Genomic DNA, 15566 nt, shown 5'->3' with positions numbered 1-15566 from the left:
GTCCGCTTTAAGCCATCGTCTAAAGCGCAAGCAACCGCGCGTCTTCGGCCTTCTCGTGTGGAGAACTGCAGTCGACATCGCAGTGGAAGACTCACGATTGGGTTGCGCTGAAGCGTCTCAACTCCATGTGCGATCTGTGGATCGCATCGGTTAGATTCGGGGCGAGAAATGGAACACATCCCCTTTGGTCTTTTCTGGCTGGTGAGAATGTGCAGTGTGCGTGACCGATCTGAAGCAGCGAGTTCAACCGTCGGCAGCGTCTGAGCGTCGCGTCGAAACTGTACGCCTCACGAAACAGCGCCATCTGCAACATACGAGGCGTCGTATCCAGTCGCGCTGCAACGGCCTCCAGCTTCCAACCGTGCCACGGAAACCGGAACATGGTTTGAGTCAGCGCCAGGCCAACGCCGCGCACATTTGAAGAAAGCGCTGCCGCGAGAGCATTCCAGTCTGGCTCCGCCTCCGCATCGCTAACGTCCAGGTCGATTTCGAGTCGCCCGGTGACTGCGCCCGTCTCGTCCGGCATCATGCTGACGTCAAACATCTCTTCCAGACAAACGCGGACTTCCGCACCGTGCCTGCAGCAAGTTTCGCGGCGACTCTTCGACAAACGGTGCACCCCGCGTTCAGCGCGCCAACGCAGTGAGAAAGGAAATCGCAGCCCCCTTAGTTCGACGCTGCGAGTTGCGAAGAATTCGTATGCCAACACTGCGAGCCGTCACTGTGCATCGAAAAGATCAAACCCGGTAGTTCCCGCCATCCCGATCGAGCAGTCGCAACAGCGCCGTCCATTCGCGGTCCAGATGCACCGTATCGAGGTAGGCATAGTCGTCGTGCTGTTTGGCGGCGTGCTCACATACTTCGGGAGAGGGAATCACGACCTTCTGCCCCGCCGACAGCGTCGCAACCTGGATTTCGCATGCCTTGTTGAGGTAGTACATACGCGTGAACGCTTCGGCGACCGAACGCCCCGTCGTCAGCAAGCCGTGATTGCGCAGAATCAGATAGTCCTTTTTGCCGATCGACGCGACAATCCGTTCACGCTCATCGAGTTCGAGCGAGATGCCTTCATACTCGTGATAGGCAACACGGTTATAGAACTGCATGCTGATCTGGTTCAGCGGCAGCAGACCGCATTCCATCGCCGCCACTGCCATGCCGTATGTCGTGTGCAAATGAACGACGCACTCGACGTCGTGTCGCGCCTGATGCAGCGCGCTATGAATCGTAAAACCGGCCGCGTTCACTTCGAAACGGTCGTCTCCGATCGGATTGCCATTCACGTCGATCTTCACCAGCGACGACGCGGTGATTTCATCGAAGAACCAGCCGTGCGGATTGATCAGAAACTGGTCATTGGTGCCGGGCACCCGCGCCGAGATATGCGTGTAGATCAGATCGGTCAATTCGAACTTCGCTGCGAGCCGATAGGCAGCGGCAAGCTGAACACGCGTATCCCATTCCACCTGCGAAATATTCCGTGGCTTGCGGTTGATGTGCGGATCAGTGGTGGAAATCATGCTGAATTCTCTCCAGGTTTATAGATTGCAAGAACGTTGTCAGGCTGCACATCGGCTGGATGCATGGTCAACCGTTGTTTGCATGGTTGTCGGGTGAAAGAGAACCTACAGTTCGGCAACGAGTGACGGCACGGCGCCGAACAGATCGCCAACCAGCCCGTAGTCCGCGACGCTGAAAATCGGTGCTTCTTCGTCCTTGTTGATTGCGACGATGACCTTCGAGTCCTTCATGCCCGCCAGATGCTGGATCGCGCCGGAGATGCCGACTGCGATGTACAGTTGCGGCGCGACGATCTTGCCAGTTTGACCGACCTGATAGTCGTTCGGCACGTAGCCAGCATCGACGGCTGCACGCGATGCGCCCAACGCGGCCTGTAGTGTGTCTGCCAACGGCTCCAGCACTTTCGTGTAGTTCTCGCCGCTGCCCAGACCACGACCGCCCGAAACAATGATCTTCGCGCTCGTCAGTTCCGGACGATCCAGCTTCGTGACTTCGCGGCTCACGAACTGCGAGATGCCTGCGTCTGCCGCTGCGTCGATCTTCTCGATGGATGCACTGCCGCCTTCCGCTGCAACGGGCTCGAAGCCTGTTGCGCGCACTGTGATGACCTTGATCGGGTCTTGAGATTGAACCGTAGCGATTGCGTTGCCAGCATAGATCGGGCGCTCGAATGTATCGGCGCTGACCACGGCGGTGATGTCGCTGATCTGCGCGACGTCGAGCTTTGCCGCGATGCGCGGCGCGATGTTCTTGCCGTAAGCCGTCGCCGGCGCGAGGATGTGAGAATAATCCTTCGCGATATTCAGCACCGTCGTCTCGACGTTTTCCGCGAGGCCAGCCGCCAGTTGCGGTGCATCGGCGAGCAGCACTTTCGACACGCACGCCACCTTTGCAGCGGCATCGGCCGCAACTTGTGCGTTGTGACCCGCCACCAGCACATGAACGTCGCCACCGATCTTCTGCGCGGCAGCAACCGTATTCAGCGTCGCGGACTTCAGCGCCGCGTTGTCGTGTTCGGCAATTACCAGAATCGTCATGTTCTTTTCCGTGCTTCAGAGAACTTTGGCTTCGGTCTTGAGCTTCTCGACCAGCGTCTTTACGTCGGCCACCTTCACGCCAGCCGAGCGCTTCGGCGGCTCGCTGACTTTCAGCGTCTTCAGCCGCGGCGTAACATCGACGCCCAGGTCTTCAGGCGTCACGATTTCGAGCGGCTTCTTCTTTGCCTTCATGATGTTGGGCAGCGTCACGTAGCGCGGTTCGTTCAGACGCAGATCGGTTGTGATAACTGCCGGCAACGTCAGCGACAACGTTTCCGCGCCGCCATCGACTTCACGCGACACCGTCGCCTTGCCGTCCACCACGACAACTTTCGATGCAAATGTCGCCTGCGGCAGATTGGCCAGCGCAGCGAGCATCTGGCCCGTCTGATTGGAGTCGTCGTCGATAGCTTGCTTGCCGAGAATCACGAGCGAAGGCTGTTCCTTGCCGACCAGTGCTTTCAAAAGCTTCGCAACCGCCAGCGGTTGAAGTTCCTCATTCGACTCGATCAACACAGCGCGATCCGCGCCGATCGCCAGTGCCGTACGCAGCGTTTCCTGACACTGCGCGACACCGCAAGACACAGCAACAACCTCACTGACAACACCCGCCTCCTTCAACCGCACCGCTTCTTCAACAGCGATTTCATCGAACGGATTCATCGACATCTTCACGTTCGCAATATCGACACCCGTGTTATCCGACTTCACGCGGACCTTCACGTTGTAGTCAACCACTCTCTTGACTGGCACAAGAATCTTCATCCCTTGCAACTCCGTTAGTCCGCATCACACAAAAATGGTGAAAAATTGGAACTTAGAAAATTTTTCGCCTATAGGTATAGTCACTCGCGCGCACCGAAAGCCGCTTCACCCGATCCAGGCATAAACCGCACAACCCCTTATAAATCAATGAAATAGCATGCACAAACAAGGATCGACGGCGGTCCGGAAGCACAAAGTTAATTTGTTCGTGTTGACAGCACTGTAGGACGTCACTCATCATATGTCAACGATCAAAAATTAACCGGTTCGACGCTGTTGGAGACGGATGGCGAAGACCCGGACTGGGAGGCCAAAACGCCATCCAGAGTGCTTCACGGGAAGTGTTTCGCCGGGCACGCCCCGGCGCATGTCATGGTTTTAAACAGGAGAGTCATGGTGGCCAGTCACGACAAGGCGCGAGTGGGTGTTGATATCGGTGGAACCTTCACCGACGTTGCGCTGGAACTTGGTGGAGAACTGTTTTCCACGAAGATCCTCACGGATTACACGGCGCCCGAGCGCGCCATCATCAAAGGCGTCGGCATCGTCGCCGACAAGGCTGGCATCGCGCTGAAGGACATCGGCGTCATCATCCACGGCACCACGCTCGCCACCAACGCGCTCATCGAACGGCGCGGCGCTAGAACGGCCTTCGTCACCACGCAAGGGTTCCGCGACACGATCGAAATGCGGACCGAAAACCGCTTCGAACAATATGATCTGAATATCAAGCTCCCGCCTCCGCTGATCGAACGCTGCGATCGTTTTACGCTCGGCGAACGTATCGACGCGCAAGGCGGCGTCCTGCTCGCGCCGACGGAAGCCGAGATCGAGACCATCGTCGATCGCATCGAACGGGGCGGCTATGAAAGTGTCGCCGTCGGCTTCATTCATGCGTACGTGAATGGCGCGCACGAGCGTATGGTGCGCGAAGCGATCGAACGACGCCTGCCGCATGTCTCCGTATCGATTTCGAGCGAGGTATCGCCACAGATTCGCGAGTTCGAACGTTTCAACACGGTCTGCGCGAACGCGTATGTGCGCCCGATCATGAAGTCCTACCTGGACCGCCTGCTCGGTAAGGTCCGTGAAGCCGGCGCGCTGTGCCCGATCTTCATCATTCATTCGGGTGGCGGCATCGTCTCGATTGAAAGCGCCTCCGAGTTTCCCGTCCGTCTCGTGGAGTCGGGCCCGGCTGGCGGCGCGATTTTCGCCGCGCATATCGCTGCGCGCTACGATCTGAATACCGTTCTCTCGTTCGACATGGGCGGCACGACTGCGAAAATCTGCCTGATCGACGACCTGACGCCGAAGACGGCCAACACCTTCGAAGTGGCCCGCACGTACCGTTTCAAGAAAGGCAGCGGCATGCCGATCTCGATCCCCGTGGTGGAAATGGTGGAGATCGGCGCGGGCGGCGGTTCAATTGCATCGCTCGATGTGATGCGTCAGATCCGTGTCGGCCCGCACAGTGCCGCATCCGAACCCGGCCCTGCCTGTTATCAGCGCGGCGGCACGCAGCCGACCGTCACCGATGCCGACCTGTTGCTGGGCCGCCTCGATCCTTCAAACTTCGCAGGCGGTTCGATCCAGCTTTCCACCGACAACGCCGCGAGCGCGATGCTCAGCGAGGTAGGCGGCTCGATCAACCTCAATGCCGAGGAAGCGGCCTACGGCGTAGCCGAAGTCGTCGACGAGAACATGAGCAACGCGGCCCGCGTGCATGCCGTCGAAAGCGGCAAGGACATCAGCGGCTACACGATGATTACGTTCGGCGGCGCAGGCCCGCTTCACGCCGCGCGTCTGTGCGAAAAGAGCGGCATCAAAAAGTTCATCGTCCCGCCCGGCGCGGGCGTTGGCTCGGCGATCGGCTTTTTGCGCGCGCCGTTCGGCTACGAAAGCGTGCGTAGCGCCAGCATGCGCTTCAATGCGTTCGACGCCGACGCGATCAACAGGATCATCGATCAGTTGAGCACGGAACCCGTGCATTTCGCGCGTCAGGGCTCGGGGGAAGCCGAGCCCGTGGTCGAAATCAAGGCCTTCATGCGCTACGTCGGTCAAGGCTGGGAAATTCCCGTGACCATTGCGCACCGCCGTTTCACTGCCGACGATCGCACGACCTTCACGGAATCGTTCACCAAGGCTTATACGCAGTACTTCGGCCGTCCCATCGATGGTCTCGACATTGAAATCGTCAGCTGGGCAGTCAAGGCAAGCTCGCCGCTGCCGCCTGTCGAACGCCTGCAACTCGTGACGTCACGCGACGCGGTGGTCGCGCCGAAGTCTCGCAGGATCTTCGATGCAGCGCTGCATCGCTTCGTCGATGCCGCCATTGTCGAACGTGCGTCGCTGAAGGTCGGCGAAAGCGTGACGGGCCCCGCGATCATCGTCGAACCCGAAACGTCGACGCTGGTCACGTCCTCCTTCGATGCGACGGTGCAGCCCGACGGCTGCCTGCTCGTGGTCGCCAAAGAACTGAACGCCGCCCAGTAATCAGGAGTAGAACCATGTCTCTCAGCAATCTCGACACCATCCACATGCAGGTGATGTGGAACCGCCTGATCTCCGTCGTCGAAGAACAGGCGATGGCTCTGATCCGCACGGCGTTCAGCACCAGCGTGCGCGAGGCAGGCGATCTTTCCGCCGGTATTTTCGACAAGCGCGGCCGCATGCTCGCGCAAGCGGTCACGGGCACGCCCGGTCACGTGAATACGATGGCCGAAGCCGTCGAGCATTTCATGAATGCAATCGGCGTTGACCGGATGTACGAAGGCGACGTCTATCTGACCAATGATCCCTGGAAAGGTACTGGCCATCTGCATGACTTCACAGTCGTGTCGCCGTCGTTTGTCAACGGCGAACTGATCGGCTATTTCGCGAGCACCGCACACGTGGTGGATATCGGCGGACGCGGCTTTGGTCCAGACTCGCGCGAAATCTATGAGGAAGGTCTTTTCGTTCCGATCATGAAGCTGATCGAGCGCGGCGAAGTCAACCGCGACCTGATCAATATCGTGCGCAACAATGTGCGCGAAGCCGACAAGGTGGTGGGCGATCTTTACGCGCTTGCCTCGTGCAATGAGACGGGGCACAAGCGTCTGCTGGAGATGCTCAAGGAATTCGATCTGAAGGATGTCGAAGGCATTGGCGAGTTCATTCTTGCGCGCAGCCGCGAAGCGACTCTCGAACGTATCGCCGCACTGCCCAAGGGCGTCGAGACCAACGATATGACGCTCGACGGGTACGACACACCTGTCAAGCTCAACGTCACGCTCACCGTCGCCGACGATCATCTGCTGGCGGACTTTGCGGGTACGTCTCCCGCGAGCCCGTTCGGCATCAACGTTCCGTTGCTGTACGCCAAAGCCTACGCGTGCTATGGCCTTAAATGCATCATCGCGCCGGAAGTGCCGAACAATGCCGCGTCGCTCGAACCGTTCCGCGTTCAGGCACCCGAAGGCTGCATCCTCAACGCGCAACGTCCCAGCCCCGTTGCCGTGCGTCACGTGCTGGGCCACTTCGTGCCCGATCTGGTGCTGGGCGCGTTGCACAAGATCCTGCCGGACCGCGTGCCTGCTGAAGGTTCGGGCGCGCTCTGGAACCTGCACGTCAGCGCGCGTCCCGTGCGCGAAGATTCGGGCCTGAAAGGAAGCGAAATCCTGATGTTCAACAGCGGCGGCACGGGTGCGCGCGCTGAACTGGATGGCCTGTCGGCCACGGCGTTCCCGAGCGGCGTGCACGCGATGTCGGTTGAAGCGACGGAACAGGTCGGGCCGATTGTCGTGTGGCGCAAGGAAATGCGCTCGGGCTCGGGCGGCGCCGGCAAACTGCGCGGCGGTCTTGGCCAGATCGTCGAGATTGGTCCACGCGCCGGCTACCACTTCCGCTTCAACGCGATGTTCGATCGCATCGATCATCCCGCGCGTGGACAGTCCGGCGGCAAGTCGGGCGCGCCGGGTCAGGTCACGCTATCGGACGGCACGAAGATGAAGGGCAAAGGCACGCAGACAGTCGCCGAACATGAACGCGTCGTGCTGTCGCTGCCTGGCGGCGGCGGCGTCGGCTCGCCCGCCGAACGCGAACGTGAAGCCCTGCTTCGCGACATCCGCAACGAATACATCTCTGAAGCTCAGTTGCGGGACGACTACGGTGTCACGCCCGACGCCCTCAGCGCATCGAACAACCAGTAAGGAGCCCCGCACATGACCGACATTACCAAGCCTCCGTTCAAGAACATCCTGATCACGGGTGCCAGCGGCGCGCTCGGTTCCGTGCTGCGCGAGTCGCTGCGGCCGTATGCGGAGACGCTCAGTCTGAGTGATCGCCAGTCATTGGGCGAAGTACGCAAGAACGAAAAGCACTTCATCTGCGATCTTGCCGACCGCGATGCCGTGTTCGACATGCTCAAGGGCGTCGACATGGTGATCCATCTGGGCGGCGCGCCGCGCGAGAACACCTTCCAGGTGATTCTGGATTCGAACATCGTCGGCAGCTACAACATCTACGAAGGCGCACGGCAAGCAGGCGTGAAGCGTGTCATCTATGCGAGCTCGGTGCATGCAATCGGCTTTTACGAATGCACGCAAACCATCGACGCCAACTCGCCGCAACGACCGGACAGCCTGTATGGTGTCAGCAAGACCTTCGTCGAGAACCTGTCGCGCTATTACTTCGACAAGTTCGGCATCGAATCCGTCTGTCTGCGCATCGGCTCGTGCTTTCCGAAACCGGTCGACCGCCGCATGCTGGCGACGTGGCTCTCCTACGACGATTTTTCGCATCTGTGCATCCAGTCGATCATGACGCCGAGCGTCGGTCACATGATCGTGTATGGCAATTCGAACAACAGCGCGAACTTCTGGGACAACACGCAGGCGGGCTATCTGGGCTATCGTCCGAAGGACTCCGCCGATGCGTATCGCGCCGAAGTCTATGCGAACACGCCTGTAGGCGACCCGCGACATCCCGCCGTGCGCTGCCAGGGCGGTCAGTTCGCTGCCGACGGCCACTTCGAAGACCCGAAGACGAAGTGAGCCCGCTACCTGACCGACTTTCTGGAAACACTGAGATGGCACAGCAAGCATCAAAGCAGCACTACGACGTCGTGATCGTGGGCGGCGCGGTCGTCGGCAGCGCGACCGCGTATTTCCTGGCGAAGAACCCGGACTTCAACGGTTCGGTTCTGGTTATCGAGCGGGACTGGACCTATGCACAATCCGCGACGGCCCTGTCGAGTGCGTCGATCCGCCATCAGTTCTCGAACCCGCTGAACATCAGGATTTCGCAGTTCGGCACCGAGTTCATCCGCAACTTCCACGAACTCGTTGCCGTCGAGGGCGACGCACCCGAACTCGGGTTCAAGGAAAACGGCTACCTGTACCTCGGCGATGCGAAAGGCGCGCCGATGTTCGAGCGCAACTACGCGACCCAGCGCGAAAACGGCGCCGATGTCGTGTTGCTCGACCAGGAAAAGTTGAAGGCGCGCTTCCCGTGGCTGAATACGGATGGGCTGGTCAACGGCGTCTATGGACAAAGCGGCGAAGGCTGGTTCGACAGCTACGGGCTGCTTCAAGGCATGCGGCGCAAAGCCCGTTCGATGGGTATCGAATACATCGAAAACGAAGTGGTCGACGTGGTGCGCGAAGGCGACGGGATCACGGGCGTGACGCTCAAGAGCGGCGAAACCATCGGTTGCGGTCTGATGGTGAATGCCGCAGGCACGCGCGGCCCCGCGATGGCGCGGCTTGCCGGACTCGAGATTCCCGTCGAGCCGCGAAAGCGCTGTCTGTTCGTGTTCGACTGCCGCACGCCACTGCAAGGCACGGTGCCGCTCACCATCGACACGACGGGCATCTTCTTTCGTCCCGAAGGACAGTACTACCTGACGGGCTGCTATCCGGACCCCGACCCGCTGGCGGATGTGAACGACTTCGACGTGATCCATTCCGAGTTCGAAGACGTCATCTGGCCCGCGCTAGCCGAGCGCGTACCCGCGTTCGAGGCGATCAAGGTCGTCAACGCGTGGGCCGGCCACTACGACTTCTGCATGCTGGACCACAATGCGATTGTCGGACGGCATCCGCAGGTGGAGAACTTCCTGTTCGCCAACGGATTCAGCGGACATGGTTTGCAACAGTCACCCGCCATCGGACGTGGCCTGAGCGAACTGATCACGTACGGCCAATACCGGTCGCTCGATCTCGCACCGCTCGGCTATGAACGCGTGGTCGAGAACAAACCTTTCCTCGAAGAAGGCGTGATCTGAGTGCGTCGCCCATTGATCAAAGGCAGATAACATGACTTCCCATTCCTATCAGACCGCGCTGGTCACTGGCGCGTCCAGCGGCATCGGGCGCGCGATTGCACAACGGCTCGTCAACGACGGGCTCAAGGTCTACGCGCTCGGCCGCGACGCCAAAGCGCTCGATGCGCTTGCGAGCGAGTGCGACGTCACGCCGATCGCGCTCGATCTGCAGGACACGACGCCTTTGCGCGATCTGTTTGCGCGTACCGAAATCGATGTCGTCGTCAATAACGCGGGGCTGCTACCGGCGCTTGCAAAGTTCGCTGAGAGCGAGCTTGCGGATATCGACCGCATGATCGATATCAATCTGCGCGCGCCGCTGCGCCTCGCGCATATGGCGCTCGACGGCATGATCCTACGCGGGCGCGGACATCTGTTCTTCGTCGGCTCCAGTGCCGGGCGATTCCCGCACCCGAACACCGCTGTCTATGGCGCAACGAAGGCCGGCATCAGCATGTTCTGCGATTCGCTGCGTTGCGATCTGCTCGGCACGAAGGTCCGCGTTACGGAAATCGCACCAGGCCGCGTGCAAACGAGCCTCTATCGCACGGCGCTCGGCACGGAAGGCGCAAATGAAAAGCTGTACGACGCCTATCGCTCGATTCAGCCTGAAAACATCGCCGAACTGATCGCGACGGCCATCGCGCTGCCAGAAGCCGTTGACGTGTCGCGCATGGAGGTGTTTCCGACCGATCAGGCAGCAGGCGGCTCGCAGATCGTCTCAGTCAAGTAATCCACGTACTGCTCTACAGGACATATTCGAATCATGAAGAATCAACGAGTCGTTATCGTCGGCGGCGCTTCTGGCCTTGGCCTGTCCGTCGCAAAGCTGATGCTCGCGGACGGCGCGCACAGCATTGCGCTGATCGACAAGAACGGTCCGCTGCTCGACGAAACCGTGGGCGCGCTGAAGGCGCAAGGTCACACGGTGTTTGGCGCGGTCGGCGACATCACGCGCAAGGACTCCGCGCAGGAAGTGTTTCGCACGGCGCTCGAAGCGCTGGGCCGTGTCGATTGCCTGATCAACAGCGCGGCAATCTATCCGCGCCGTCCTATCCTCGATATCTCCGACGACGAGTGGGACCTGGAAAACGCCGTCAATATCAAGGGCACCTATCACATGATGGTCGCTGCCATCGAACATATGCGCAGCCGTGCGAAGGTCGAGCCGCATGTCGCGGGCCGCATCGTCAATATCACATCTGTCGATGCGTTCAAGGCGCATCCGCAGAATGCGCATTACGCGGCGACGAAAGCCGCTGTCGTGAGCCTGACGAAATCGTTCGCGCAGGAAGTGGCGAAGGACGGCATTCTCGTGAACTCCGTCGCGCCCGCCGGCTTTGCGACCGACAAGGCGAAGAAGGCAGGCTTCCTCGGCGAACTCGCCGCCGCCAATCCGCTGGGCCGCGCGGCCGAACCCGAAGAAATCGCGCAATGGGTCGTCATGATGGCAAGCGCGCGCAACACCTATGCGACGGGCGAAAACGTCATCGTCAGCGGCGGTTATATCTACGCTTGAGTCACATCAAGGATTCCCCCGCCCCGTTCGCGGGCGGGCAACGGCGCGGCCGCGACTGTGGTAGAGTCATAATATGTCATACGGCGCAGGTCAGACCCGTTCCACCCACGCCGGCGCGGTACGCCTGCAGCCGAGAATTGCAGAGCACTCCTGATCCGGTGTGAGTACACGGAATGACTCTGGACGCTGAAACCCTCCTCAAGAATGCGGCAAGCACTGGCAAGCGCCGCAGCCTGACCGAACTGGTCATCCAGGCACTGAACGACAAGATCGACCGCGGCGAGTATGCGCCCGGTGCCAAGCTCCCAACCGAACCCGAACTCTGCAATGAATTTAGCGTCAGCCGCACCGTCGTGCGCGAAGCCGTTGCATCGCTGAAACTGGGACGCCGGCTCATTGCCCGCCACGGCGTGGGTGTGTTCGTTTCGGAGACACCCGGTCAATCGGGTGAAATGGGCTTTATCGACACCACGACGCTGAACAACTCGATGCATGTGCTCGAACTGCGTATCGGCGTCGAGACGGAATGCGCGGCCTATGCGGCGTTGCGCCGGTCAGAGCATCATCTCCGGGCGCTCAAGGAAGTGTATGCACGCATGGAAATCGTTGCCGCGGACGATGATGCTGAATGCGCGCGCGCGGACTTCGAATTTCATCTCGCTGTCGCCACCTGCTCCGAAAACCCGCACTTCACTTCGATTCTTCGCTCGCTAGGCCAGGAGATCATCATCGACCTGCGTCTCAAGCATGGAAAAGCGAACGCCAAGGAACGAAAGACCTACATCAGGCGCATTCAGCGTGAGCACGCCGATATCCTCGACGCGATTGAACGGCAGGATGAGACGGCAGCGCGGCGCGCGATGCGGCGTCATCTGAACGAGAGTCTGGAGCGCTATCACCATCTTTCGAGTACGCGCAGCGAGTAGTCCGGCGCGACGTACTCGCGGCTTCTTCAAGAACAAACGCCGGATGAACGGCGCGTCGTGTGACGCTGCCGCTCATCCGGCGTTCTGATTCCAGCACGGCGACCCGTCAGTTCTGCAAGGCCTGAACCTTGTCGCCGTACGCGACCGCTTGCGGCACCCACTTCCCGCCAATCACCTTGTAGAACGTCGCTGCGGGATCTTTCATATCGCCGTTTTGCATGAAAGCGATATTGCCCGACACCCCCTCGAACGCAACCGATTTGATGAGTGGGCCGTACACTTTCGGGTCGGTCGAGTTCGCTTTCTGCATCGCGTTGATCAGAACCCACGTCGCGTCATACGCGGAAGGCGAGTACGCCACGACGCCCTCGTTGTACTTCGCCTTCATCTTGTTATCGAACTCCTTGCCGGCCTTCAGCCTCGACAACGGTACGCCGTAGTCCCATGAAACGGCACCCTCGGCGCTATCGCCCGCGACCTTCAGGAACGTGTCGTTTTCGAAGCTGCCGCCGCCGAGCAAGGTCGCCTTGATGCCGAGCTGCCGCATCTGCTTGATCAGCATGCCCGCCTGTTGATCTAGCCCGCCCCAGAAAATGACATCCGGGTTGAAGGACTTCATCCGCGTGAGCTGGGACTTGAAATCAACGGCCTTATCAGTCGAAAACTCGCGATCGACGACTTTCCCGCCAGCCGCTTCCACGCCTTTGACGAACTCGTCTGCCATGCCCTGCCCGAACGCCGTGCGGTCGTCGATTACAGCAATGCTCTTGCCCTTCAACGCCTGAACGGCTGAATGGCCCGCGAGCTGGCCCATCTGCGAATCGGAGTTGGTGACACGAAATACCGTCTTGAAACCCTGCGATGTGAGCATCGGATTCGTTGCCGTGGGCGACACCATCGGGATACCCGCGTTGTAGTAGATCCGCGAAGCGGGAATGCTCGTGCCTGAATTGAAGTGACCCACGATCCCCGCGACCTTCGAGTCGACCATTTTCTGCGCGACTTGCGAGCCCATGCGAGGGTCACCCTGGTCATCTTCCGCATCGATTGCGAAATGCACCGGCTGCCCGCCAATGACGAGTTTCTTCGCGTTCGCGTCGTCGATTGCAAGCTCGACGCCGCGCTTCAGATCGACCCCGTAGTGAGCGGATGCCCCCGTCAACGGGGCGGCGAAGCCGATCGTCACGTCCGCCGCGTGAGCGGCCGGGGCGACGAGCAATGCCCCGGCGGCCAGGCTCGCGGCGAACACGATACTTTTGAGTTGATACGGGATGTTCATCTGATTCCTCTGCGAATTTCGACAGGTTGAAAAAGAGGTGTCAGGTCTGGGCACGCCCGCCCCAGCTCGGTGCGAACCACCGGCCACGTTTCGAAACCCGACCGTATGTTTACCAAGGTATTAGGTGAGACGTCATATGTCAATGGATCAAAAAGGCCGGCCGGACCAGGGTTTTCGAGATGCACAGGAGAGCCGCCCGCGATGCGTTCAGGTCGCGCGCGTGGCGGAACTTGCGTCGGGGGATGAAAGGTACTGGAGGGTTTCTGCGGGGAACGTGCGGGACACCGGCACGCTTTTATCTGGCATCAGGGACGGGGCCACCCTCATGGGCGGCCCCTATTCTATTTATTGAACCGATACCCGGAACGCCGCCTTGTCGGCGACACGACGCGCCACGCGACTGGGTCGAAGTCAAGCGCGCATGGGAGAAACCAGGTATTCAACTGCATGCAAGGAGCCGTCGAAAGGCATCAGCCATCCCGGTCAGTCATCCTCTCCCAGGCCCGGAAGAGGCCGGGTGCCCTCCAAACGAACGGACTGCAACGATGCCGGGTCCACGCCGAGTGCGCGCAAGATAGTGGGTGCAACCTGCGTGGTGGTTACACGGCGATCGACATGCCGCTCATGGTGATGTCCATCGGGATACGACACGATCAAGCCGAGATGACTGTCGTCCGGCGCGTTCCCGCCATGCTCCTCGTCTTTCGCTTTGCTCGATGTGTAGATAACACCGGGGTTGGGTTGCACGATGATATCGGGTGTGCGTCCGGATGCCGGGTCACCAAATTGCGCCGCGAGCTGCGGTCCCGAAAGGATATACGCCTGCGGCCCGTCCGCGCAGATGCCTGGCGCGTTACAACCCAGGTTGGCCTTCAGCGTCGACACGACAGCTTGAACCTGGCTCTGATCCCGCAGCCAGATGAGACCGACGTCGTCGGTTTGCGCGAAGCCTGTGCCGACCAGACCCGTCCCGTCATTCAGGTTCCCCGTCGTCGTGCTGTTTTGTCCAAAGTGGCCGTTCGGATCGAGGTAGTTATGCGCTTCGAGCAGGCCCACCAGCGTGTCGCCGTTCTTGACCAGCTTGGTGTGGTCGCTGGGCGACTGGCCGTGCTTGGCGGTGACAACTACCATCGTCGACTTCGCGAGATCTTTCGACTTCAGCGCATCGACCATCTTTCCGAGCGCATCGTCAACATAGGCGATTGCAGCCGCCACCTGCTTGCCCGGCGTAAAGCTCGCGTCGAGATAGCCGCCGCCAGACGTGACGGGCGCCTTCTGCGCAACACTCAATGTCTGAAAGTTTGTACCGAACAAGGTCGGCACAGCGGCGTTTTGCTGGCCCGTCGAATCCTTGCCGTCGATCTCATTGATGATGGACTGAACATGCAGGTTATCGAACTGTTCAGTATGCGCGTACGCGTCGGTGTAGTTCGTGCCCGTCACCGGATCGATCGAGTTGATCTCGGTACGTGACAGATCGTCGACGCCCTTGCCTGACGGACCATTAAGCCAGTCATAGCCCCACGCGTGCTTGTCGGCCCATGCCGTCCGGGCACCATGCAAATGTTGCTTGACTGCCTCGAAGATCGTGTTGGTCTTCACATAGTTATGTGGATAAACAGGCACGCACACGCCATTTGTCTTTGCGTGTGGAATCGCTTGCGGATTAAAGGCGCCTCCTCCATCGAGATGCGTAAGCGCCCCGCCGTTCTCTGCGTCGATGCCCGTCGTTTCGTCGAATACGACATTCCAACCCTGATTGCCCTGGCACGTCGGGTCTGACGGCGCATAAAGCGTGCGATCGTACGATACGTCATAGAACAGTCCCGCCGATTTCGGCGAGCCGCCCGTCACGAGTGCCGCCAGGCCAGGAAACGAGTCGGAGAGCCCGGGTGTATAAGCATTGGAGTACGTTACGCCGGACTTCGCCAGCAAAGCCATATTCCGACACGTGTTAGCGGCGATGCATCGCGCCACATCCTGCTCGTGGAGACCGTCCACACTGATCAGCAAAACATGCCGCACGTCGGTGTCGCGCCGTTCGTGATCGTGACCGTGCTCCTTATCATCGCCAGCATGAACGACCATCGGAACCGCAATCGTTGCAGCCAGGATGCCTGCTCCCATTTGCCTGATTAGACGACTCATCTCCACCTCACTGAATGTTTTGAATTCGAAGTTATTACAGCGAGGTAATGTGCTCGTTTAATACGTC

13 protein-coding genes are annotated in these 15566 nt (G+C 59.9%); 7 read left to right on the top strand and 6 right to left on the bottom strand.

Annotated elements, in window-relative coordinates; all coding sequences use genetic code 11:
- Positions 1–91 precede the first annotated feature (91 nt).
- From H1204_RS29615 to H1204_RS29600, 4 genes are all read right to left on the bottom strand, one after another.
- Positions 92–544 (bottom strand): hypothetical protein, encoded by a 453-nt coding sequence (locus H1204_RS29615; RefSeq protein WP_180731993.1) that lies wholly within the window; start codon positions 542–544, stop codon positions 92–94.
- 193 nt (positions 545–737) lie between these two features.
- A complete protein-coding gene (locus H1204_RS29610) occupies positions 738–1520 on the bottom strand; it encodes a class II aldolase/adducin family protein (protein ID WP_180731992.1) in 783 nt (260 codons plus the stop codon).
- A gap of 105 nt (positions 1521–1625) precedes the next feature.
- Entirely contained in the window at positions 1626–2558 is a 933-nt protein-coding gene (locus H1204_RS29605; RefSeq protein ID WP_180731991.1) for an FAD-binding protein, read from the bottom strand.
- Positions 2559–2573: 15 nt separating this feature from the next.
- Complete coding sequence (locus H1204_RS29600; protein ID WP_180731990.1) at positions 2574–3323, bottom strand: electron transfer flavoprotein subunit beta/FixA family protein; 750 nt, start codon at positions 3321–3323, stop codon at positions 2574–2576.
- Between the two features lie 393 nt (positions 3324–3716).
- Between H1204_RS29600 and H1204_RS29595 the strand changes: the two genes are divergently transcribed.
- From H1204_RS29595 to H1204_RS29565, 7 genes are all read left to right on the top strand, one after another.
- Entirely contained in the window at positions 3717–5816 is a 2100-nt protein-coding gene (locus tag H1204_RS29595; protein ID WP_180731989.1) for a hydantoinase/oxoprolinase family protein, read from the top strand.
- Between the two features lie 14 nt (positions 5817–5830).
- Positions 5831–7513: a hydantoinase B/oxoprolinase family protein gene (locus tag H1204_RS29590; RefSeq protein WP_180731988.1), complete on the top strand. Its 1683-nt coding sequence runs from the start codon at positions 5831–5833 to the stop codon at positions 7511–7513.
- Positions 7514–7525: 12 nt separating this feature from the next.
- Positions 7526–8356: an NAD(P)-dependent oxidoreductase gene (locus H1204_RS29585; RefSeq protein WP_180731987.1), complete on the top strand. Its 831-nt coding sequence runs from the start codon at positions 7526–7528 to the stop codon at positions 8354–8356.
- Between the two features lie 35 nt (positions 8357–8391).
- Complete coding sequence (locus H1204_RS29580) at positions 8392–9588, top strand: FAD-dependent oxidoreductase (protein ID WP_180731986.1); 1197 nt, start codon at positions 8392–8394, stop codon at positions 9586–9588.
- A gap of 31 nt (positions 9589–9619) precedes the next feature.
- On the top strand, positions 9620–10360 hold the full coding sequence (locus H1204_RS29575; protein WP_180731985.1) for an SDR family oxidoreductase: 741 nt from the start codon (positions 9620–9622) through the stop codon (positions 10358–10360).
- A 33-nt stretch (positions 10361–10393) separates the two neighbouring features.
- Positions 10394–11146, top strand: a complete 753-nt coding sequence (locus H1204_RS29570) for an SDR family oxidoreductase (RefSeq protein ID WP_180731984.1) — start codon at positions 10394–10396, stop codon at positions 11144–11146.
- A 173-nt stretch (positions 11147–11319) separates the two neighbouring features.
- Positions 11320–12072, top strand: a complete 753-nt coding sequence (locus H1204_RS29565) for a FadR/GntR family transcriptional regulator (protein WP_091776830.1) — start codon at positions 11320–11322, stop codon at positions 12070–12072.
- A gap of 106 nt (positions 12073–12178) precedes the next feature.
- Here the strand turns inward: H1204_RS29565 and H1204_RS29560 are convergent, their stop codons facing one another.
- Both H1204_RS29560 and H1204_RS29555 read right to left on the bottom strand, forming a co-directional pair.
- Positions 12179–13351 (bottom strand): branched-chain amino acid ABC transporter substrate-binding protein, encoded by a 1173-nt coding sequence (locus tag H1204_RS29560; RefSeq protein WP_180731983.1) that lies wholly within the window; start codon positions 13349–13351, stop codon positions 12179–12181.
- A gap of 483 nt (positions 13352–13834) precedes the next feature.
- Entirely contained in the window at positions 13835–15478 is a 1644-nt protein-coding gene (locus tag H1204_RS29555; protein ID WP_243468801.1) for an alkaline phosphatase family protein, read from the bottom strand.
- Between the last annotated feature and the right edge of the window lie 88 nt (positions 15479–15566).

The sequence above is a fragment of the Paraburkholderia sp. PGU19 genome (genome assembly GCF_013426915.1).
Taxonomy (GTDB): domain Bacteria; phylum Pseudomonadota; class Gammaproteobacteria; order Burkholderiales; family Burkholderiaceae; genus Paraburkholderia.
Note: the sequence above shows the minus strand (reverse complement) of the source record. Positions and strands in the feature narration are given on the sequence as shown.

Bases quoted from the DNA above. Each gene is read 5' to 3' on its own strand.
- H1204_RS29615 (WP_180731993.1), bottom strand. From the start codon at position 544: ATGTTTGACGTCAGCATGATGCCGGACGAGACGGGCGCAGTCACCGGG.
- H1204_RS29610 (WP_180731992.1), bottom strand. From the start codon at position 1,520: ATGATTTCCACCACTGATCCGCACATCAACCGCAAGCCACGGAATATT.
- H1204_RS29605 (WP_180731991.1), bottom strand. From the start codon at position 2,558: ATGACGATTCTGGTAATTGCCGAACACGACAACGCGGCGCTGAAGTCC.
- H1204_RS29600 (WP_180731990.1), bottom strand. From the start codon at position 3,323: ATGAAGATTCTTGTGCCAGTCAAGAGAGTGGTTGACTACAACGTGAAG.
- H1204_RS29595 (WP_180731989.1), top strand. From the start codon at position 3,717: ATGGTGGCCAGTCACGACAAGGCGCGAGTGGGTGTTGATATCGGTGGA.
- H1204_RS29590 (WP_180731988.1), top strand. From the start codon at position 5,831: ATGTCTCTCAGCAATCTCGACACCATCCACATGCAGGTGATGTGGAAC.
- H1204_RS29585 (WP_180731987.1), top strand. From the start codon at position 7,526: ATGACCGACATTACCAAGCCTCCGTTCAAGAACATCCTGATCACGGGT.
- H1204_RS29580 (WP_180731986.1), top strand. From the start codon at position 8,392: ATGGCACAGCAAGCATCAAAGCAGCACTACGACGTCGTGATCGTGGGC.
- H1204_RS29575 (WP_180731985.1), top strand. From the start codon at position 9,620: ATGACTTCCCATTCCTATCAGACCGCGCTGGTCACTGGCGCGTCCAGC.
- H1204_RS29570 (WP_180731984.1), top strand. From the start codon at position 10,394: ATGAAGAATCAACGAGTCGTTATCGTCGGCGGCGCTTCTGGCCTTGGC.
- H1204_RS29565 (WP_091776830.1), top strand. From the start codon at position 11,320: ATGACTCTGGACGCTGAAACCCTCCTCAAGAATGCGGCAAGCACTGGC.
- H1204_RS29560 (WP_180731983.1), bottom strand. From the start codon at position 13,351: ATGAACATCCCGTATCAACTCAAAAGTATCGTGTTCGCCGCGAGCCTG.
- H1204_RS29555 (WP_243468801.1), bottom strand. From the start codon at position 15,478: ATGGGAGCAGGCATCCTGGCTGCAACGATTGCGGTTCCGATGGTCGTT.